Origin of the sequence: Ketogulonicigenium robustum (genome assembly GCF_002117445.1) — a bacterium.
Lineage (GTDB): Bacteria > Pseudomonadota > Alphaproteobacteria > Rhodobacterales > Rhodobacteraceae > Ketogulonicigenium > Ketogulonicigenium robustum.
Window position 1 is genome coordinate 713,658 of sequence record NZ_CP019937.1, and the last position, 19,627, is coordinate 733,284.

General features: G+C 62.1%; 25 protein-coding genes. 11 read left to right on the forward strand and 14 right to left on the reverse strand.

Features of this window, described 5'->3' with window-relative positions:
• Positions 1–85 precede the first annotated feature (85 nt).
• Positions 86–430: an H-type lectin domain-containing protein gene (locus tag BVG79_RS03585; protein WP_085785681.1), complete on the forward strand. Its 345-nt coding sequence runs from the start codon at positions 86–88 to the stop codon at positions 428–430.
• A 45-nt stretch (positions 431–475) separates the two neighbouring features.
• On the opposite strand, the gene BVG79_RS03590 is transcribed toward BVG79_RS03585, so the two are convergent.
• The 6 genes from BVG79_RS03590 to BVG79_RS03615 all read right to left on the reverse strand — a co-directional run bounded on the left by BVG79_RS03590 (position 476) and on the right by BVG79_RS03615 (position 5,930).
• Positions 476–1,498: a ribose-phosphate pyrophosphokinase gene (locus BVG79_RS03590; protein ID WP_085787222.1), complete on the reverse strand. Its 1,023-nt coding sequence runs from the start codon at positions 1,496–1,498 to the stop codon at positions 476–478.
• Between the two features lie 152 nt (positions 1,499–1,650).
• Positions 1,651–2,691, reverse strand: coding sequence for a threonine aldolase family protein (locus BVG79_RS03595; RefSeq protein WP_085785682.1), 1,041 nt, complete (start codon positions 2,689–2,691; stop codon positions 1,651–1,653).
• Entirely contained in the window at positions 2,692–3,150 is a 459-nt protein-coding gene (locus tag BVG79_RS03600; RefSeq protein ID WP_085785683.1) for a YcgN family cysteine cluster protein, read from the reverse strand.
• The gene (locus tag BVG79_RS03605; RefSeq protein ID WP_085785684.1) at positions 3,143–4,081 is read right to left on the reverse strand and encodes a bifunctional riboflavin kinase/FAD synthetase; all 939 of its coding nucleotides are present in this window, start codon (positions 4,079–4,081) and stop codon (positions 3,143–3,145) included. The genes BVG79_RS03600 and BVG79_RS03605 overlap by 8 nt, the downstream gene beginning before the upstream one ends.
• A 52-nt stretch (positions 4,082–4,133) precedes the next feature.
• Positions 4,134–5,009 carry a TIGR01459 family HAD-type hydrolase gene (locus tag BVG79_RS03610; RefSeq protein WP_085785685.1) on the reverse strand — a complete coding sequence of 292 codons (876 nt, stop codon included), beginning with the start codon at positions 5,007–5,009 and terminating at the stop codon, positions 4,134–4,136.
• A gap of 3 nt (positions 5,010–5,012) precedes the next feature.
• Entirely contained in the window at positions 5,013–5,930 is a 918-nt protein-coding gene (locus BVG79_RS03615; protein ID WP_085785686.1) for a manganese-dependent inorganic pyrophosphatase, read from the reverse strand.
• 258 nt (positions 5,931–6,188) lie between these two features.
• On the opposite strand from BVG79_RS03615, the gene groES reads away from it, so the two are divergent.
• The 3 genes from groES to BVG79_RS03630 all read left to right on the forward strand — a co-directional run bounded on the left by groES (position 6,189) and on the right by BVG79_RS03630 (position 9,078).
• A complete protein-coding gene (gene groES / locus BVG79_RS03620; protein ID WP_085785687.1) occupies positions 6,189–6,476 on the forward strand; it encodes a co-chaperone GroES in 288 nt (95 codons plus the stop codon).
• A 46-nt stretch (positions 6,477–6,522) separates the two neighbouring features.
• Positions 6,523–8,166, forward strand: a complete 1,644-nt coding sequence (gene groL / locus BVG79_RS03625) for a chaperonin GroEL (protein WP_085785688.1) — start codon at positions 6,523–6,525, stop codon at positions 8,164–8,166.
• 168 nt (positions 8,167–8,334) lie between these two features.
• The gene (locus tag BVG79_RS03630) at positions 8,335–9,078 is read left to right on the forward strand and encodes an esterase/lipase family protein (protein WP_236951406.1); all 744 of its coding nucleotides are present in this window, start codon (positions 8,335–8,337) and stop codon (positions 9,076–9,078) included.
• On the opposite strand, the gene BVG79_RS03635 is transcribed toward BVG79_RS03630, so the two are convergent.
• Genes BVG79_RS03635 through BVG79_RS03645 form a run of 3 tightly spaced genes read right to left on the reverse strand, consistent with a single transcriptional unit; the run spans position 9,062 to position 10,877 of the window.
• Positions 9,062–10,129 (reverse strand): 5-(carboxyamino)imidazole ribonucleotide synthase, encoded by a 1,068-nt coding sequence (locus BVG79_RS03635; protein ID WP_085785690.1) that lies wholly within the window; start codon positions 10,127–10,129, stop codon positions 9,062–9,064. The two genes, BVG79_RS03630 and BVG79_RS03635, sit on opposite strands and share 17 nt — an antisense overlap.
• On the reverse strand, positions 10,122–10,610 hold the full coding sequence (purE, locus tag BVG79_RS03640) for a 5-(carboxyamino)imidazole ribonucleotide mutase (RefSeq protein WP_085785691.1): 489 nt from the start codon (positions 10,608–10,610) through the stop codon (positions 10,122–10,124). Before purE ends, BVG79_RS03635 begins: the two co-directional genes overlap by 8 nt.
• 48 nt (positions 10,611–10,658) lie before the next feature.
• The gene (locus BVG79_RS03645; protein ID WP_085785692.1) at positions 10,659–10,877 is read right to left on the reverse strand and encodes a YdcH family protein; all 219 of its coding nucleotides are present in this window, start codon (positions 10,875–10,877) and stop codon (positions 10,659–10,661) included.
• Between the two features lie 176 nt (positions 10,878–11,053).
• Here BVG79_RS03645 and BVG79_RS03650 point away from each other — a divergent pair, with 176 nt between their 5' ends.
• Both BVG79_RS03650 and BVG79_RS03655 read left to right on the forward strand, forming a co-directional pair.
• Positions 11,054–11,470, forward strand: a complete 417-nt coding sequence (locus BVG79_RS03650; protein WP_085785693.1) for an Hsp20 family protein — start codon at positions 11,054–11,056, stop codon at positions 11,468–11,470.
• Complete coding sequence (locus BVG79_RS03655) at positions 11,467–11,697, forward strand: DUF1150 family protein (protein WP_085785694.1); 231 nt, start codon at positions 11,467–11,469, stop codon at positions 11,695–11,697. The genes BVG79_RS03650 and BVG79_RS03655 overlap by 4 nt, the downstream gene beginning before the upstream one ends.
• A gap of 33 nt (positions 11,698–11,730) precedes the next feature.
• On the opposite strand, the gene BVG79_RS03660 is transcribed toward BVG79_RS03655, so the two are convergent.
• Positions 11,731–12,594 carry a hypothetical protein gene (locus tag BVG79_RS03660; RefSeq protein WP_085785695.1) on the reverse strand — a complete coding sequence of 288 codons (864 nt, stop codon included), beginning with the start codon at positions 12,592–12,594 and terminating at the stop codon, positions 11,731–11,733.
• A gap of 72 nt (positions 12,595–12,666) precedes the next feature.
• Positions 12,667–13,608 (reverse strand): thioredoxin-disulfide reductase, encoded by a 942-nt coding sequence (gene trxB, locus BVG79_RS03665; protein WP_085785696.1) that lies wholly within the window; start codon positions 13,606–13,608, stop codon positions 12,667–12,669.
• A 190-nt stretch (positions 13,609–13,798) separates the two neighbouring features.
• Between trxB and BVG79_RS03670 the strand changes: the two genes are divergently transcribed.
• The gene (locus tag BVG79_RS03670) at positions 13,799–14,299 is read left to right on the forward strand and encodes an Lrp/AsnC family transcriptional regulator (protein ID WP_085785697.1); all 501 of its coding nucleotides are present in this window, start codon (positions 13,799–13,801) and stop codon (positions 14,297–14,299) included.
• A gap of 3 nt (positions 14,300–14,302) precedes the next feature.
• Here the strand turns inward: BVG79_RS03670 and pgeF are convergent, their stop codons facing one another.
• From pgeF to lgt, 3 genes are read right to left on the reverse strand one after another with little or no spacing between them, the layout of a single operon-like run.
• The gene (gene pgeF / locus BVG79_RS03675) at positions 14,303–15,058 is read right to left on the reverse strand and encodes a peptidoglycan editing factor PgeF (RefSeq protein WP_085785698.1); all 756 of its coding nucleotides are present in this window, start codon (positions 15,056–15,058) and stop codon (positions 14,303–14,305) included.
• 22 nt (positions 15,059–15,080) lie between these two features.
• Entirely contained in the window at positions 15,081–16,151 is a 1,071-nt protein-coding gene (locus tag BVG79_RS03680) for a class I SAM-dependent methyltransferase (RefSeq protein ID WP_085785699.1), read from the reverse strand.
• 8 nt (positions 16,152–16,159) lie between these two features.
• The gene (lgt, locus tag BVG79_RS03685; protein ID WP_085785700.1) at positions 16,160–17,038 is read right to left on the reverse strand and encodes a prolipoprotein diacylglyceryl transferase; all 879 of its coding nucleotides are present in this window, start codon (positions 17,036–17,038) and stop codon (positions 16,160–16,162) included.
• A 102-nt stretch (positions 17,039–17,140) separates the two neighbouring features.
• Between lgt and BVG79_RS03690 the strand changes: the two genes are divergently transcribed.
• The 4 genes from BVG79_RS03690 (at position 17,141) to BVG79_RS03705 (ending at position 19,605) form a co-directional block, all read left to right on the forward strand.
• Positions 17,141–17,389 (forward strand): accessory factor UbiK family protein, encoded by a 249-nt coding sequence (locus BVG79_RS03690; RefSeq protein ID WP_085785701.1) that lies wholly within the window; start codon positions 17,141–17,143, stop codon positions 17,387–17,389.
• A gap of 70 nt (positions 17,390–17,459) precedes the next feature.
• Positions 17,460–17,954 (forward strand): Fur family transcriptional regulator, encoded by a 495-nt coding sequence (locus tag BVG79_RS03695; RefSeq protein ID WP_085785702.1) that lies wholly within the window; start codon positions 17,460–17,462, stop codon positions 17,952–17,954.
• Positions 17,954–18,736 carry a zinc ABC transporter ATP-binding protein AztA gene (gene aztA, locus BVG79_RS03700; RefSeq protein WP_085785703.1) on the forward strand — a complete coding sequence of 261 codons (783 nt, stop codon included), beginning with the start codon at positions 17,954–17,956 and terminating at the stop codon, positions 18,734–18,736. The genes BVG79_RS03695 and aztA overlap by 1 nt, the downstream gene beginning before the upstream one ends.
• The gene (locus BVG79_RS03705) at positions 18,733–19,605 is read left to right on the forward strand and encodes a metal ABC transporter permease (RefSeq protein WP_085785704.1); all 873 of its coding nucleotides are present in this window, start codon (positions 18,733–18,735) and stop codon (positions 19,603–19,605) included. Before aztA ends, BVG79_RS03705 begins: the two co-directional genes overlap by 4 nt.
• Positions 19,606–19,627: the final 22 nt, after the last annotated feature.

A 19,627-nucleotide genomic window follows, 5' to 3' on the forward strand; every position in this document is an offset into this window, starting at 1 on the left:
CGTAGCTTCTGAGATAAACGCATAGCTCTGTGGGGGGCCCTTGAAAGGGGGCCCCCCACTGTCGTCCAGCAGACTGGAGTAAATCTTGCAACGCTTTATCAGCAGCTATGTTGGTGTTGACCAAGGCCAAGTGGTGATGTTCTCGGACTACGAGAGCAATGGCCCCATGTGGACAGGGCGCGGCGAGCGCGAGGTTCGCAAGAAGATCACCTTCAGCGAGCCGTTTTCGGCGACACCAGCGGTGCAAACCCATTTCATGATGTGGGATATTTCGAACGGGTCAATCTCGCGGATCGATCTGAACGCGGTCGATGTGACACCCAAGGGCTTTACCATTGTCGTGCGTACATGGGGCGATACGCGCATTGCGCGTGTGCGCATCAGTTGGCAGGCCATCGGAATGGTCGATCCTGAGGCATGGGACATCTGATCAAGGATAAAAAATGCCCCGCAGCGGAAACTGCGGGGCATTTTCTTATTCGACCGAGGAGTAAAGACCCTCATAGATCGGCACCAAAGTGTCGGTCTCGAACAGTGACGACACGGATGTGCCGCTCCAGGTGTTGAGGATGGCTTGCGCGAACAGGGGCGCGGTCGGCACGATGCGGATGCGTTCGCTTGCCTTCACGCTGGCGTTCGGCTCGATCGAGTCGGTGATGACCAGCGACTTCATGACCGAATTGTTGATCCGCTCGATCGCAGGGCCGGACAGGACACCATGGGTGATGTAGCTGTGCACCTCGGCAGCGCCTGCTTCGATCAGCACTTCGGCGGCTTTGCACAGCGTGCCGGCGGTGTCGCAGATGTCGTCCACGATGATACAGGTCTTGCCCGTAACCTCGCCGATCACCGTCATCTCGGCGATCTCACCCGGCTTTTCGCGCCGCTTGTCGACGATTGCCAGCGGCGCATTGATGCGCTTGGCCAGCTCGCGCGCGCGGCCCACGCCGCCGACGTCGGGCGAGACGACCATCAGATCGTCCATCCGCCCCGCGAAGTGATGCTTGATGTCCAGCGAGAAAATCGGCGAGGCATAGAGGTTGTCGACGGGCATGTCGAAGAACCCTTGGATCTGCGCGGCGTGCAGGTCCAGCGTCAGCACGCGGTCAACACCGGCGGTGGCGATCAGGTTCGCAACCAGCTTGGCCGAAATAGGCGTGCGGGCGCGTGTGCGGCGATCTTGGCGGGCATAGCCGAAATAGGGGATCACAGCCGTGATGCGCCCCGCCGAGGAGCGGCGCAGCGCGTCGGTGATGATCAGCAGCTCCATCAAGTTGTCGTTCGAGGGGTTCGAGGTCGATTGCACGACGAACATATCCTCGCCGCGCACGTTTTCGTACACTTCGACATAGACTTCTTGGTCGTTGAAACGTTCGACCCGTGCATCCACAAGATCTACGTTCATGCCGCGGTGCATCGACATGCGCCGGGCGATAGCGCGCGAAAGCGTGCGGTTAGCGTTGCCCGAAATCAGCTTTGGTTCGGTCATCAGCGGCATCGGTTTTTCCTTTGGCAGAAGGGGCGGCCGCGCCTGATGCGGGCCGCCGTCGATGAGGGGCTTCTGGCCCCATGCGGCGAAATCTGCAACGCCTTTATCGCGATTGTTGGCGTAAACATCCAAAACCGCGTGAGGGACGCAACAGAACCCGGTTAAAGGTGCGCCAGAAACGCATCAACCTGCGCAATGGGCAGCGACCAGTCGCACACAAAACGGGCTTCCAGCAACTCATCATCGGGGCCGTCGCCCAGCGGGCCATGTGTCAGGCTGTAGACCGCGCCTGCGGCCATCAGTTTGCGGTGCAGCGCACGGGGCAGGGCGATGAAGATGATGTTGCCTTCGACGGGGTAGGCGGGGGCATGTCCTGCGGCGGCGAAGCCCGCAGCAAGGTGGGCCGTGGTCGCGTTGGCACTGCGCGCCATGTCCAGCCACAGGTCGTCATCCAGAAATGCGCCGAATTGCGCTGCCAAATACCGGTGCTTGGAAAACAGATGTGCGCCGCGTTTGCGACGGTATTCGAATTCCTGCCCGCGAGCGGGGTCGAAAATCACCACCGCCTCGACACCCATCAGGCCGTTCTTGGTGCCGCCAAAGGATACGACGTCGATACCGGCCTTCCATGTCATCTCGGCCGGGCTGCAGCCGAGAGCGACAAGTGCATTGGTAAACCGCGCACCATCCATATGCACCGGAAGCCCTGCAACATGCGCAACGTCGGTGACGGCTTTGATCTCATCCAGCGTATAGAGCGTGCCTTTTTCGGTCAGCTGGGTGATCTGCACGGCACCGGGCTGCGCGCCGTGAATGCCGCGCGTCCCTTGGGCCGCAATCGCGGCGCGCAGGGCGGCAGGGTCCAGCTTGGCTTGAACGTCGTCAACCAAACGCAGCGTCGCGCCGCCCATGAAGGCGACGGGGGCGTTGCATTCGTCTTCCTGAATATGCGCCATCGCGGTGCAGAACACCGTCTGCCATGGCTGCACCAGCGTCGCCAGCGCCAGCGAATTGGCGGCGGTGCCGGTTGCGACGAAATGCACAACCGCGTCGGGCGCGTCGAACAGGGCGCGGATGCGCGCCTGCACATCGTGGGTCAGTGCGTCGTTGCCGTAGCCCGGCACATAGCCCGTATTGGCTGCCTCCAGCGCGCGGATGACCGAAGCATGCACGGGGCCTGCATTATCCGAGGCGAAAAACATTCAAAGAGGCTCCTCAATAATATGGTCTTCCCAGTCGTCGTCATCGACCGATAGTTCCGAGACAGTCATTCCGGCGGCAGATACGCCTGCCTTGTGCACCGCATTGGCATCGCCGCTGATCAGGTGGTGCCACGGGTATAGGGGGTTGCCTTCGTGCAGCAGCCGATAGGCGCAGGTTTGCGGCAACCAGTATAGGTTTTTGCGCAAGGTGCGGGGCGTCAGCACGATGCATTCGGGCACGAAATCGTGCCGGTTGGGGTATTTGGTGCAGCGGCAGGTCGCGTTGTCCAGCAGACGGCAGGCGACGTTGGTCAGAAAAACCTCGCCGCTGTCTTCGTCTTCGATCTTGTTCAGGCAGCACTTGCCACAGCCGTCACAGACGGCTTCCCATTCGGCTGGGGTCATCTTTTCCAGCGGAAAAGCCTCCCAAAACCGGGGGCGCAGGGGGGCGTCAGACATCGGCCAAGATCCGGCGTGCCTTTTCGACATCGGCGTGCATCGTGTCGATCAGCGCATCGACACTGTCGAACTTCAGTTCCGGCCGCAGGTATTCGACAAGCCCGACCGAGATGCGCGCGCCATAAAGGTCGCCGCGGAAATCCAGCAGGAATGTCTCGCAGTTGGGTTTGTTGACCCCGAAGGTGGGCCGGATCCCGATCGAGGTCGCACCCTTGTAGCGGCCCGCATAGGGGCCATCGCGCACGATCACGGCAGTAGCGTAGACGCCAAAGCGCGGCATATGCAGCCCGCTGATCGAGATGTTCGCGGTGGGAAAGCCCAATTCGCGCCCGCGCTGGTCGCCGTGTTCGACGATACCTTCCAGACGGTGGATGTGGCCCAGCATCGCCGCCGCGTCGCGCGGGCGACCTTCGGCCAGCGCCTGCCGGATCGCGGTCGAGGATACCTCGCCGCCGACCAATGCGATCAGCGGTGCGACCGTGACGCCAAAGCCCATCTCGGCCCCCAGCGCGGTCAGCCGCTCGGCGCTGCCGGTGCGGCCTTTGCCGAAATGAAAATCTTGCCCGACGACAACATGTCGCACGCCCAAACGATCATGCAGAATCTGCGCGACGAATTCTTCGGCGGTGAGGCCAGCCAGAACGGTGTTGAAAGGCAGCTCGTACAGCCGCTCGACGCCGCATTCTTGCAACTGCGCGGTGCGCGTTGCGGCATCCATCAGCCGGAAATCCGGCCCGTCGGGGGCAAAGAACTGCCGCGGGTGCGGCTCGAACGTCAGCACGCCCAAGGGCGCGCCCAGCTGGGCTGCGATGCGGCGCGCGTGGTCGATGACGGCAGAATGACCTGCGTGCACCCCATCGAAGTTACCGATGGCCACGACAGCGCCCCGTTGGTCGGGCGCAATGAAAAGCGAGTCTCGGATGATGTCCATGCGTTTTGCCTAGCGCCGACGCGTTACAAGCGCAAGGTGGGGCCCCCGCGCGTTAGCGCAGGAAGCCAATGGTATAGGTTGGCGACAGCCCGCTGCCTGCTAGATAATCATGCAGTGCCTGCGGATCGGGCTGGTGGACGGTTTTCGTCTCGCGCGCGGCCAAACCGCCCGAGATATAGAGGCAGTCGTAATCCTCGGAGACGGCGCCTTGCACGTCGGTGATGATCCCGTCTCCGATGCAGATGATGCGATTGTGATCGACCTTTAGCCCCAGCTTTTCCAGACGGCGGCGGGCCAGAGCGTAGATCGGGGCATGCGGCTTGCCGAAATACAGGCTTTCGCCGCCCATCTCGGTATAGATCTGCGCCAACTTGCCCGCGCACCATTCGCGCGACTCGCCACGGTCGACCACGATGTCGGGGTTCGCGCACAGCAGCTTCAGCCCCTTGGCGATCGCCTTCTCAAAGTCGGGGCGGTAGATGTCGGGGTCGGCGGTGGGGTTGGCGGGGCCCGCGCAAACGATGCCGTCAGCATCCTCGAGCGTGACCTCGGTCACCTCCATCGGGTTGTCCAGCACTTGGGGCGGCTGCAGGAACATCCGTTCGTGCGGCTGGCCGATGAACCACACCTTTTGCCCGACCACGCCGGTGAACAGCGCAGTGCGCGCCGCATCGCCAGAGGTGGCGATGGCATCCCAAGCATCGCGCGCAATGCCGAAGTCTTCGGTGATCTGCTTCTCGACGCTGGCGCGCGGGCGGGGCGAGTTGGTGACCAGAACCACCGTGCCACCTTTGGCGCGGTAGGCCTGCATCGCGGCGACGGCGGCAGGCAGGGCGTGCACGCCGTCGTGCATGCAACCCCACAGATCGACGAAAGCCGCATCATAGTTCAGCGCGATCTCGTCGAATGTTTCGATGATGCGGCTCATGGGTTACACCTTCAGCGCGGGGATGATCTGCTTTTTACGGCTCATGATGCCGGGCAGCACAACGGTGTCGCCGGTGACGGTCGCGCCAAAGCTTTTCTCGGCCACAGTCTTGGTCAGATCGTTCGGCACCAGCAGAGTGGCTTCTTCGTTCAGAATGTCGACGACGAATAGCAGGACCTGGTCGGCGCCGTCTTCCTTGGCGACATCCAACATGCTGGCCATCAGGCTGTCTTTGCGGGATAGAACCGTTTGCGGCGAGGTGGTTTCCAGCACCGAAACGCGGAAATCAACGCCGCCGACAGTGTATTCTTTGGAATCCATCCGCAGCAATTCTGCATCCGAGAAACGCGATACGTCCGACTTGGCGGCGAACATTTCTGCCGCATAGGCGGGGATCGCGATGTTCAGATCGGCCGCCAGCTTCTCGGCCAGCGCGCGGTCAACCGGCGTGGTGGTGGGCGAGCGGAATTCCAGCGTATCCGAGAGGATGCACGACAGGATCAGGCCCTTGATCGCATCGGGGGCGGTTTCAGCGGCATCGCCCATCAGCTGGTGCAGCAGCGTGGCCGTGCAGGCCAGCGGGCGGATGGTGATGTCGATCGGGCCTTTGGTTTCCAGCCCGCCGACAAGTTTGTGGTGGTCGATAATGGCTTGGATGTCGGCGTCGTTGATACCGGCCGGCAGCTCGGCGGGGTTGTTCGTGTCGACGATAACGCAAGGCTGGCCGGCGGCAATCTCGGTCAGCAGGGCGGGGGTGTCAAAGCCCCAACGGCCCAGCACAAAGGCGGCCTCGGTATTGGGGGTGCCTAGCACACGCGCTTCGGCGGTCGTGCCGGTGGTGTTAAGGTACCACGCCCAGACGAGGGCGGAACAGGTGGCGTCAGTATCGGGGGATTTGTGGCCGAAAACCAAAGTCGTCATGAGAGGGTGTTTCCTGCTGCGTACGGGTCAAAGGCAGCCAAAGCTGCGTTTCGCCGCATGTATAGGGGGGGCTGGGGGCCTTGTCACCCGCATGCACAGGCGATTTGCGGCCTGTCATCCAAATTTCACGCGCATGGGTTAGTTTCTTGCATATCGGTAGTTGACACGCGCGGGGACAGGTTCCTAAGTATCGCCCGTTAGCACTCGTCAAGCGTGAGTGCTAAAACCCATAACCTAGTTGAGCTGAGGAGCCGCAAGATGGCATTCAAGCCGCTTCATGACCGTGTGGTCGTGCGTCGTGTGCAAAGCGAAGAAAAGACCAAGGGTGGTCTGTTCATCCCTGAAAGCGCAAAAGAAAAGCCCGCAGAAGGCGAAGTGATCGCCGTGGGCGAGGGCGCACGCAAAGACTCGGGCGAGCTGATTGCACCCGCAGTTAAGGTTGGCGACCGCGTTCTGTTCGGCAAGTGGTCGGGCACCGAAATCACCGTCGAGGGTGAAGAGCTGCTGATCATGAAGGAAAGCGACATTCTGGGCATCATCGCCTGATTTTCGCCGCCTTCGTTCGAAACCATAGAAGACAAGGAAAGCTGAAATGGCTGCCAAGGACGTAAAGTTCAATACCGAAGCCCGCGAGCGTATGCTGAAGGGTGTCAACATCCTCGCCGACGCCGTGAAAGTTACGCTGGGCCCCAAAGGCCGTAACGTTGTTATCGACAAATCGTTCGGTGCCCCGCGCATCACCAAGGACGGCGTGTCGGTCGCCAAAGAAATCGAACTGGCTGACAAGTTCGAAAACATGGGCGCGCAGCTGGTTAAAGAAGTTGCTGCCCGCACCAACGACGAAGCTGGTGACGGCACCACCACCGCAACCGTTCTGGCCCAAGCGATCATCCGCGAAGGCATGAAGTCGGTCGCAGCTGGCCTGAACCCGATGGACCTGAAGCGCGGTATCGACCTGGCAACGGCCAAGGTTGTCGAAGCGCTGAAGTCGGCTGCTCGTCCCGTTGCTGACACCGAAGAAGTTGCTCAAGTCGGCACCATCTCGGCCAACGGCGAAGCGCTGATCGGTAAGCTGATTGCCGAAGCCATGCAGAAAGTCGGCAACGAGGGTGTCATCACCGTCGAAGAAAACAAAGGCATGGAGACGTCGGTCGAAGTCGTCGAAGGCATGCAGTTCGACCGTGGCTTCCTGTCGCCGTACTTCGTCACCAACCCCGACAAAATGGTTGCTGACCTTGACGACGTGCTGATCCTGCTGCACGAGAAAAAACTCTCGTCGCTGCAGCCGATGGTTCCCCTGTTGGAAGCCGTCATCCAGTCGCAAAAGCCCCTGCTGATCATCGCTGAAGACGTCGAAGGCGAGGCTCTGGCCACGCTGGTCGTCAACAAGCTGCGCGGCGGCCTGAAAATCGCTGCCGTCAAGGCTCCGGGCTTCGGCGACCGTCGCAAGGCCATGCTGCAAGACATCGCGATCCTGACCGGTGGTCAAGTGATCTCGGAAGACCTCGGCATGAAGCTGGAAAGCGTCACGATCGACATGCTGGGCACCGCCAAGCGCGTTTCGATCACCAAAGACGCGACGACCATCGTTGATGGTGCAGGCTCCAAGCCCGAGATCGAAGCCCGCGTTGGCCAGATCCGCACCCAGATCGAGGAAACCACCTCGGACTACGACCGCGAGAAGCTGCAAGAGCGTGTGGCCAAGCTGGCAGGCGGTGTGGCTGTCATCCGCGTTGGCGGCATGACCGAGATCGAAGTGAAAGAGCGTAAAGACCGCGTCGACGACGCCCTGAACGCAACCCGCGCTGCTGTCCAAGAAGGCATCATCGTTGGTGGTGGCGTTGCACTGGTGCAAGCGACCAAAGTGCTGGAAGGCCTGGAAGGCGCGAACGCCGATCAGAACGTCGGTATCGCGATCATCCGCCGCGCGCTGGAAGCCCCGATCCGTCAAATCTCGGAAAACTCGGGCGTCGACGGTGCCGTGGTTGCAGGCAAGATCAAAGAATCGACCTCGACCTCGTTCGGCTTCAACGCTCAGACCGAAGAATATGGCGACATGTTCACCTTCGGCGTGATCGACCCGGCTAAAGTCACCCGCACCGCGCTGGAAAACGCGGCTTCGGTTGCCTCGCTGCTGATCACCACCGAAGCGATGATCGCCGACAAGCCCGAGCCCAAAGGCGCACCCGCCGGCGGCGGCATGCCCGACATGGGCGGCATGGGCGGCATGATGTAAGGACGGCTCTGCCGCCTTTACGACACCACCTAGGGAAGGGGCCGGCATGCGCTGGCCCCTTTTCTTTTGGCCCTTCTGCATTCACTCGACAGTTTGCGGGCGGCATGCTTTCATAGCCGCATGAAACGGGTGATGTGCGCGTTCTTTCTTTTCTCGACAGGGGCTGCCATGGCAGAGGATCGTGTGTTTTCCCTTGCAGGGCCCGACACGGGCGAATGTGTCGTGCTGCTGCATGGTCTGGCGCGCAGCGAAATGTCGCTGGCCCCGATGGGCGAGGCGTTGAAGCTGGCGGGCTATACCGTGGTGAACAGCGGCTACCCCTCGACCGACGAGACGATCGAACAGATCGTCGCGACGCATTTGCCGCGCGACATCGCCGCCTGCGGTGCGCGCAAGGTGAACTTCGTGACCCATTCGATGGGCGGCATTTTGGTGCGGGCCTATCTGGCGCAGACGACGCCCGGAGATCTGGGCCGGATAGTTATGCTGGCGCCACCGAACCAAGGGTCCGAGCTTGTGGATATTTTCGGCGACTTCGCCCCGTTCCAGTGGATGAACGGCCCCGCAGGCTTGCAGCTGGGCACAGACGCCGACAGCCTGCCGAACCGGCTGGGGCATGCGCCCGCCGCTGAAATCGGCATTATTGCTGGCAACAGCCCGCTTAACCCGCTGATGTCACTGGCATTTTCCGGACCGAACGATGGAAAGGTGTCGGTCGAATCGACCAAGCTGGACGGGATGACAGACCATCTGACACTGCCCGTCAGCCATACGTTTTTGATGAACAATCCGCTGGTGGTTGCCCAGACCGTGACCTTCCTGCGCGAAGGGCATTTCAATCACGATCTGAAAATGGGCGACGTCCTGTCGGGCGCGGTCGAACAGGCGCTGGACGCTATTGGCGTGAGGTGACGCGGTTGATGTGACCCATCTTGCGGCCGGGGCGGGGGGCGCCCTTGCCGTAAAGGTGCAGGGCGACACCGCTGCGCGCCAGTTCGGGCACACGCAGCACATCATCACCAATCAGGTTTTCCATCACCACATCCGCGTAGCGGCTGCCATCGCCCAGCGGCCAGCCTGCCACCGCACGGATGTGCTGCTCGAATTGGTCAACAAGGCAGCCGTTCTGCGTCCAGTGCCCCGAATTATGAACGCGCGGGGCGATCTCGTTCACAATCAACCCGCCCGGCGTTACGAACAGCTCGACCCCAAGGACGCCGACATAATCCAGCGCATTCAAAATGCGTGCGGCAATCAGCACCGCGTCCGACCGCAGGCTGGGGCCGATTTTGGCTGGCACGGTGGTGGTGTGCAAAATGCCGTCGCGGTGCACGTTTTCGCCGGGGTCAAAGCAGGCAATCGCGCCGTCTATGCCGCGCGCCCCGATAATCGAAATTTCGGCTGAAAAATCGATGAATCCCTCGAGGACCGCAGGTGCGCCATTCATGCTAGCCAGCGCGGCGGCTGCGTCGTCGGGCGACTTCAGGCGGGCTTGGCCCTTGCCGTCATAGCCCATGCGGCAGGTTTTCAGGATGGCGGGGGTGCCGACTGCCGCGATCGCTGCGTTCAGGCTGGCTATGTCTGTCACGGGGGCGAAGGGCGCAGTGTGCAGCCCGATGCTGTTCAAAAAGGTCTTCTCGACCAGCCGGTCTTGCGATGTGGCCAGCGCGCGGCGGCCCGGGCGGATCGGGCAGATCGATTCGATCAGATCCAATGCCGCTGTCGGGATGTTTTCAAACTCGTAGGTCACGACGTCGACGCTTTGGGCAAAGGCGCGCAGCGCATCGGCGTCGTCATAGCTGGCATGGGTTACCCGCGCGGCGGTTTCGGCGGCGGGGGCGCTGGCGGGTTCAAAGATATGCACATGCAGCCCCAGCCGCGCGGCGGCGACGGCCAGCATGCGGCCCAGTTGCCCGCCGCCCAAAATGCCGATGGTGGCCCCCGGTTGCAGCATATCAGTCATCGCGCGGCTCCTCGGGGATGGATGCGGACAGGGCTTCGCGCCACGCGTCCAGCCGGGCGGCAATCGCGGGGTCGCTGATGGCCAAGATGCCTGCGGCCATCAGGCCTGCATTGGCCGCGCCCGCCGCGCCAATCGCCATGGTGGCGACGGGGAACCCCTTGGGCATCTGCAAAATGGAATAGAGCGAATCGACGCCGGACAGGGCTTTGGTCTGCACCGGCACCCCGATGACGGGAACGCGGGTTTTAGATGCCATCATCCCCGGCAAATGCGCTGCGCCGCCTGCGCCCGCAATAATCACATGCAGGCCGCGCCCGACGGCGGCCTTCCCATAGTCCCACAAGCGGTCGGGCGTGCGGTGGGCCGAGACGATCTTGGCCTCGTAGGGGATCTGCAGCTCGTCCAGAATGGCGGCTGCCTCGCGCATCGTGGCCCAGTCCGACTGGCTGCCCATAATGATGCCAACCCGAATACCGTCCATAGCGCGCCCCCGTTTGATGTTGCCTTGCCCTTATACGCGCAGGGCTGATCAGGCAATAATGTCGGGCAGGATCCGATCCTCGATCGCCGAAATGCGGTCTTTCAGCAGCAGCTTTTGCTTTTTCAGGCGGCGGATCATCAGCATGTCGGCAGTTCCGCGTTCGTCCAGCGCCTTGATCGCCTCGTCAAGGTCGCGGTGCTCGCTCCGCAGCATCTCCAGCTTGACGCGCAAAACCTCGGTTTCGTCCATACGCGGCGGAAAACTCATCGGATGTACCTGCTAGCGACCTTTTGCCCTTTATATCGCGCGGCCCCCAATGGTGCCAGCAGACTTTGCGCGTTGCTGCGCCCTTGCAACGCAAAAGCACAGCGCCCATATTCATTCCATGTGCAGCCGCCGCTATTGGGACTGCCTGTCACCGTCGCTTGTTGAAGGACGTGCCGATGTCAAAACTGACCCTTGGGGCTCACCCGTTTTTGTTGGGGTTCGATCAGCTGGAACGCTTGGTCGAGCGCACTGCAAAGTCGTCGAGTGAGGGCTATCCCCCCTATAATATTGAACAAACATCCGAGAGATCCTATCGGATCACGCTGGCGGTCGCCGGTTTTTCCGAGGCCGACTTGGCCATTACCGTCGAAGACCGCCAGCTGGTCGTGCGCGGTCGCCAGACCGACACCGAGGAGCGCGTCTACCTGCACCGCGGCATTGCGACGCGGCAGTTCCAGCGTAGCTTCGTGTTGGCCGAGGGGATGGAAATCGGCGAGGCCGTGATTGAAAATGGTTTGCTGCACATCGACCTCAATCGCCAAGTTCCCGAAACGGTCGTTCAAACGATCCGCATCAAGAGGAGTGGGAAATGAACGTAACTGTAGATCTGGGTAAAATCGGCATGGGCGAAGTCGTCTATGTGAAACCCGTTGACGTATCGACGCTGCCTGCCGATGTGCAAGAACGCATTGGCGAAGATATGGCCACCGTCTTTTCGATCCACGATGCAATGGGCGAGCAGCTGGCCTTGGTCGCCAACCGCGATCTGGCATTCCGTATTGCACGGCAATACGAACGCACGCCCGTTGGCGTCAACTGATGCAGAAAGGGCCGCAACCGCGGCCCTTTTCCTTTAGGCTTTCTTGGGTGCCGCTTCCTGCGGGGTAGGGATGCGCATCTTGCGGCGCGCAATCGCGATCGTTTCGCGGATTTTATCTTCTATACCCGCCAACTGCCCATCGATCGACTTCATCTCGGCCTGACATCCATTGATGACCGCCTTCAGGTCGACGGTGCCGAATTGGTCCTTCAGCCGGTCTTCCAGGGTATTGCGCAAGGTCTCGTCATTTTGGGTGCGCAGGTTAGCGACGGCCACCGTCGCGCGGTCCAGCCGCTCGTTCAGGGGGCGTAGCTTTTCTGACAAGGTGTCGAACTCGCGCAGGGCCTCGGCAGCCATGGTCTTGACGGTGTCATACAGGGCACGCAGCCCCACCGCTTGGTCGCGCGCGGCCGTTTCGGTCTTTTCCTGATCGCCTAGCAGCTTGGTGTGCTTGCGCAAGTCAAAGGCCTTGAAACGGGCAAGGCTGTCGTCGCAGTCCTTTTTCTCGGCGACAAGGCGGCTTTCCAGCTGGCGCTGGTCGCGCAGCTTGGTGCGGATCTCGTCGCGCTGCTCACGTTGGTCGCGGGCGACGGCGCGGCTTTCCTTCTTGTCTTTGTTAAACCAGTTCAGCGGGTTCAGAACGCTTCCGGCCTCGCTGCGCAGTTCGCGGTAGCGGTTTTGCTCGTGGGCTTCCTCGGTCGCGAGGCCAGCAATCGTTCCGGCCAAAACGCTGATGTCGCCAACCAGTCCATCGATATGGGTGCGTACGTGGCCTTCGTCAAAGCTTTCAAACCATGCGATCTCGTCGCGGGTGGCAGCGGCTTCAGTTTCGGCTTTTTTCAGCGCGTCTTCGGCGCCGGTGACTTCGGCCAACAGTTCGGCCAGCACATTACTCATGATCTACTCCGTAAAGGGGCGGGCGTGCCGCTGGGCAAGGTTAGCCCAGCATTTGCCGCCCGCATAACGAAATCAATCCTGTTCGTGCAGCCAGCGTTCCACATCCAGCGCGGCTTGGCATCCCATGCCGGCCGATGTGATGGCTTGGCGGTATTTGTCGTCGGTCAAATCGCCAGCCGCGAACACCCCCGGTATCGAGGTTTCGGTCGAGCCGGGCTTCACCTTCACATAGCCGCCGTTGTGCAGCTCTAGCTGGTCTTTCACCAATTCGCTGGCCGGCGCATGGCCGATAGCGACGAAAAAGCCCTTGGCGGCCACATCGCGGGTCTCACCGGTGTTCACGTCGCGCAGGCGTACGCCTTCTACCCCGCGCGGGGTGTCGGCGCCCAGCACTTCGTCGATTTCGTGGTTCCAGATCACCTCGACCTTGGGGTGCTTGAACAAGCGATCCTGAAGGATCTTTTCCGCACGCAGGCTATCGCGGCGGTGCACCAGCGTGACTTTGTTGGCAAAGTTGGTCAGGAACAGCGCTTCCTCGACCGCAGTGTTGCCGCCGCCGACCACGACGATGTCTTGCCCGCGATAGAAGAACCCGTCGCAGGTCGCGCAGGCCGACACGCCAAAGCCTTTGAAATGTTCCTCGCTGGGCAGGCCCAGCCATTTGGCGCGCGCGCCGGTGGCCAGAATAACGGCATCAGCCGTGTAGGTCGTGCCGCTATCACCCACCGCCGTGAAGGGGCGCTTTTGCAGGTCAAGCGACGTGATCAGATCCATCACGATCTCGGCGCCCATTTCGCGGGCGTGCTCCTCCATCTTGATCATCAGGTCAGGCCCTTGGATCGACTTTTCGCCCGGCCAGTTCTCAACATCGGTGGTGGTGGTCAGTTGGCCACCCGGTTCCATGCCTTGCACCAAAATCGGTTGCAGCATGGCGCGGCTAGCGTAAACGGCAGCCGTATAACCGGCCGGCCCCGAGCCGATGATCAGCACGCGCGTGTGGCGGGTGTCGGACATGAGGAAGCTCCTTCGAAAAGCGTTTAGCAGCATATAAGCATGCAACGCCCTGTGCAAAAGGCGGGAATTTCAGCGGTGCGGGCGAATTCCCGCGACGTCTTATCCTTGCGGGGTGATTGGGCTGTTGCGAAATATTGTTGCGTAATATATGCCTCGGGCAGCACTGAAATCTAAATCTACGGGGTGAAACGTGCCCGGGGCTAAACTAGACGACATTGACCGCAATATTCTTGCGCAGCTTCAAGCCGACGGCCGCATGACAAACGTCGAGCTGGCGAAACGCGTCGGGATCTCGGCCCCGCCTTGTTTGCGCCGCGTTCGGGCCTTGGAAGAACAAGGCTACATCCGTGGCTACCATGCCGACATCGACCCGCGCGAGTTGGGGTTCGAGGTGCAGGTTTTTGCCATGGTGCGCCTGATCAATCAAGCCGAGGTTGACCTGACCGCATTCGAGACCTTGGCCCGTTCTTGGCCATTGGTGCGCGAATGTCATATGCTGAACGGCGAGGTTGACTTCATTTTGAAGTGTATTTCGCCCGATTTGCGCACGTTCCAGTCGTTTTTAACGGAAAAACTGACATCTGCCCCAAACGTCGCCAGTGTCAAAACCAGCTTGGTGATCCGCTGCGCCAAAGACGAGCCGGGCGTCCCCTTCGAAGTGCTGGAGGAGCGCATCGCCCGTCGCGGCTGATGCTTACAGTCTGATAACCGAGATGAGGCGGCCGTAGTCCGCCTCTTTTTCATGCGTGGTGCGGCGATAGCTGTAGAATCGCTTGGGGTCGCAATAAGTGCAGTGCCGCGTCCATTCGGCGTGTTTGATGCCCGCGCGACGCAGGCGCGACAGGCCGAATCCCGGCAGATCGAACAGGTATTTCCCCGCATCGCCCGCCACGAAAAAGCGCGCCGATTCGGGGTCATCGGCCAGAAAATTATCCCGAAAATCGGCGCCGACCTCGTAGACCCGCTGGCTGATGGTGGGGCCGATGACTGCGGTAATGTTGCCCCGCTGCGCGCCCAGATCGACCATCGCGTCGATGGTTGCCTCCAACACACCGGCGCGGGTGCCTTTCCAGCCGGCGTGCGCAGCGCCGATCACGCCTGCGGCGGCGTCGGCGAATAACACGGGTTGGCAATCTGCCGTCAAAATGGCCAGCGCGATGCCGGGCTGGCGGGTGACCAGCGCATCGGCGGCGGGGCGTGGGGCGGTGCTGTCGGTCACGTTGACGACAATGGCCGAATGGATCTGCGACAGGCCGACCAACGCGTCGGCGGGAACGCCCATCGCCTGCGCGACGCGGCTGCGGTTCAGGGCGACAACCTCGGTTTGGTCCGAGCTGCCGAGGCCGCAATTCAGCCCCGCGAACACCCCAGACGAGGCCCCCCCCGCACGACCGAAGAACCCGTGGCGCACCGGCGCGAGTGCGTCAGACGTGATGATATCGAGCGTCATGCCTGCGGCCCTTTTGTCAACTTCATGTGACACTATGCACCTGCAGCGGCAGGCCCGCAATGGCTGGCGCTGCGGTAGGGGTGACCCCCATAACCTTGAACAGGCTGCCCATCGCCGCCGGGTCGATTAGCCGCTGCATGGCGGCTTTATGCTGCGCGGCGGCGGGCGGGGCCATGCGTGCGATCAGCGCATCGCTGCGTGCTTGCAGCCCCAGCGCCAGCAGGAATTCCCCTTGCGCAACCAGCGCCGATGGTGCCGCCCCGGCCGCTGTTGCTGCGCGCGCCAGCGGGCCGAAGGCCACATGCGCGGTCAGGTCCGCTGCCCCGGGCGACCGCAGCGGGTCGCTGTAGCTGTGGCGGATCATGGCCTGAAAGGTATCACCGCCGCTTTCTGCAGCACCATAATCGATAAAAATCGCGGCACCGCCGTGGGCCGCAATTTGGCCTGCGAGGGCGCTGACGATCCCCTCGGCCGCGGGGCGGATCTCGGCGATAGCGCCATCTGGGGCAGGCGGGTCTTGCGCGATGGGTGCGCCGAGGGCGAAAGCCAGCCCGCCATCATCGCTGGCGATCAGGCGTTCGTGCCAACCCGCCGCGCTGCGCTGGAATTGGCGGATCGGCAGAGCGTCCAGAAACTCGTTCGCCACCAGAAAGGTCGGCATCTGCGGCAAGGTGTCGATCGTGTCGTGCCACTGCGGGGGCGCGTAGCCATGCAGACGCGCCGCTTGCAGTTTGCGCAGGTGCGGGGATGCCTCAACCAAGTGCAGCTGCAGGGCGGCGTTAAAGCCGCTGACAACCCGCGTTGCGCGCAAAATATCCTCGATCAGCGCGCCGCGCCCGGGCCCGAGTTCGAGCAGCGCGAAGGGGGCGGGGCACCCCTGATCCAGCCACGCTTGCGCCAGCGCCAGCCCGATCAATTCGCCAAAGACCTGACTAATCTCGGGCGCGGTGATGAAATCACCTGCCGCGCCGATGGCATCTTGTGTGGTGTAATACCCCTCGGTCGGGTCTAGCAGGCATAGGGCCATGTAATCAGCAATGCTGATCGGCCCGCTTTGTGCAATGATCCGATGGATGCGGTCCAGCAGGCTCATCTGTGCCCCTAACGTCTGGTCCGCGCCAGCAGCCATAGCCCCACCAGAATCATAGGCAGGGTCAGCAATTGGCCCATCGTCAGCCCCCAGCCGTTCACCTGCATGGCTAGCCCCAGCGGGTTGCCAACGGTCACAAATTGCGCATCGGGTTGGCGGAAGAATTCGACAAAGAAGCGCGCGGCCCCATAGCCCAGCAGGAATATAGCGGTGATGCGCCAAGGCTTCCGCAGTGCGCCCGCGCGGAACGCCAATACCAGCAGAAGGGTGCCCAGCAGCGCCCCCTCCAGCAGCCCTTCGTACAGCTGCGAGGGGTGGCGCGCGCAAAGGCCGACCAGATTGCCGCAGTCCTGCGCGGCAGCGCCGGGGAAGATCACGCCCCACGGCATATCGGTCGGGCGGCCCCACAGTTCGGCGTTGACGAAATTGGCCAGCCGCCCCAGCAACAACCCCACGGGCGCAACCAGCGCCGCGCCGTCGGCCAGCGACGCCAGCGCCACACCATGTCGGCGCGCAAAAATCAGCGTTGCGACCACGACCCCCATGAAGCCGCCGTGAAACGACATTCCGCCCGTCCAAAGTGCCAGAATATCCCATGGGCGGGTCAGGTAATGGCCGGGTTCGTAAAACAGCACATAGCCTAACCTACCGCCGATGATGATGCCCAGCACCACCCATGTCACGTAGCTTTCCAGCTGCTGCGCCGTCAGCGGGCTTTGCCCCGCAGGCCATAGCGCAGGCCGCTTGATGGCTGCGCGCAGGATGCACCAGCCGATGACCACCCCCGCGATATAGGCCAGCGCGTACCACCGCAGCGCAAGGTGAAAGCCGAACAGATTCAGGCTGAAGACGTCGGGCGACAGCGGGGGGAAGGGGATACCGGTTTCCATATGCTTTCCTTGCGGGATTGCGGCCCAAAGTCAACGAAGCCCGCGTTCTTGTGATCGCCCCAAACTCTACCATATTGTGAGGCAGTAGCAGCAGGGGGCATCATGGCCGGCAACAACCGTATTTTCGACGACATCTCGCAGCTTTTCACCAATGCGATGGGCGTGGCCCAAGGCGCCAAAGGCGAGGCTGACAACGCCCTGAAAGGGTGGCTCGATCGCTGGCTGGCCGAGCGCGACTTTGTTACACGCGAAGAATTCGACGCCGTTCGTGCAATGGCGGCCAAAGCACGCGAGGAAAACACCGCCCTTGCCGCACGCGTCGCCGCACTCGAGGCGAAGCTGGGCGAATGAGCCCGCATTAAGCGCTTGCGCCCCGCGTTGCTATCCTTTATGTTATACTGTAACGTTTAGGACGGTGACGATGACAGGATTCGAAAACCACGATCACGCTCATTGCGTCGGCGCGATGATTTCCAACGTGGAAGACCGTTGCGCCGCCGAGGGATTGCGTCTGACCCCCGTGCGGCGACGGGTGCTCGAGATCTTGGGCGAGCAGCACCGCGCGCTTGGCGCCTATGCGGTGCTTGACCGCCTGTCGTCCGAGGGGCACGGATCGCAGCCGCCCGTTGTCTATCGCGCGCTGGATTTTTTGGTCGAGCATGGCTTTGTCCACAAGATCGAAAAGCTGAATGCCTATGTTGCCTGCAGCTATATGGGTAGCCATATGCACAGCGACCATGCGCCAGTGTTTATGGTTTGCCGTCTGTGCAGCGCCGTGGCCGAGCTGGAAGCGGGCCATGACATGGTGGGCCTGTCGGATTTGGCATCCGCGACCGGCTTTACCCCCGAACGCGCCGTCATCGAGGTGACTGGCCTGTGTCCCGCGTGCCGCCAAGGGCAGGTGGGACGCGCCTGATGGACATTCTGACGTTTGACAATGTGACGCTGGGCTATGGCAGCCACGCGGCGGTGCACCACCTGTCGGGCAGCATCGCACGCGGCGAAAAGCTGGCCGTGATCGGCGGCAACGGATCGGGCAAATCGACCCTGCTGAAAGGGATAGTCGGGCTTTTGCGTCCGATGGGCGGGCGGATCACCCGCGATGGGGCTACACGTCTGGCCTATCTGCCCCAAGCGGCAGAGGTCGACCGCAGTTTTCCCGCCCGCGTCATTGATTTGGTGGCATTGGGCCTGTGGACCAAGCGGGGCTTGTGGGGGCGCCATAGTGCCGATGACATCGCCCGTCTGCACGCCGCTTTGGCCCGCGTAGGGTTGGCAGGGTTTGCCGAACGCCCGCTGGATGCCCTGTCGGGCGGCCAGTTCCAGCGCGCCTTGTTTGCCCGTGTGATCGTGCAACAAGCCGACCTGATCTTGTTGGACGAGTCCTTTAACGGCGTTGACCAACCGACCGAGGCTGACCTACTGCGTCTTATTGCCGATTGGAGCACCGAGGGCCGCACCGTCCTAACCGTGTTGCACGACCTTGATACCGTTCGCCAGCACTTCCCGCGCAGTCTGTTGTTGGCGCGCGACCTTATTGGATGGGGCGCGACGGCGGACGTCCTGACCTCCGCCAATTTGGCCCGCGCCCGCGGTTATACCGAGGCGTGGGATGATGATGCGCCCCTGTGCGAGGCCCCTCCCCACGAGCATCTGGGCGGGCATTCACATGAACACACGACGCGGACACCAGCATGATGGCGCTTTATGATTTCGTGTTGGCCCCGTTTGTCGACTTCGGTTTCATGCGGCGGGCGCTGCTGGGCGCGTGCCTGCTGACGCTGGCCGCAAGCCCGCTGGGTGTATTCCTGATGCTGCGCCGGATGAGCCTGACCGGCGATGCCATGGCCCATGCGATTTTACCGGGGGCAGCGCTGGGCTTCATGTTTTTCGGCCTGAACCTGCTGCCGATGACGATCGGCGGCCTTGTGGCGGGATTGCTTGTTGCCTTTGGTGCGGGCGCGGTGGCGCGGCTGACGGTTCAACGCGAAGATGCCTCGCTTGCCGCTTTCTACCTGATTTCATTGGCTTTTGGCGTGGTGCTGATCTCGGTCCGCGGCTCCAGCGTTGATCTGATGCATGTGCTGTTCGGCTCGGTCTTGGCGCTTGATAGCGGCGCGATGGGGCTGATTGGCGGAGTGTCGCTGGTCACGGTGGTGGCGATGGCACTGCTGTGGAGGGCACTAGTGGCCGAATGCATGGACCCGCTGTTTTTCCGCACGGTGTCGCGTCTGGGCGGCTTTGTCCACTTCGCGTTCTTGGGGCTGGTGGTGCTGAACCTTGTGGCGGGTTTTCAGGCGCTGGGGTCGCTGATGGTGGTGGGGCTGATGATGTTGCCTGCCGCTGCCGCGCGGTTCTGGTCGGCCCGCGTGGGGGTAATCACGCTGCTGGCGCTGGGCTTTGGCCTGCTGTCGTCGGCGCTGGGGTTGCTGGCATCCTATCACTGGGCACTGCCTGCGGGGCCTTCGATTATTCTGGCGGCGGGGGTCATTTATCTTGTTTCCATGGTCGCGGGGCGACGCGGGCTGTTGTCGACACGCCCGCAGGCCCGCCATCGCACAGCGTAGCACTACGAAACAACAACGCGGA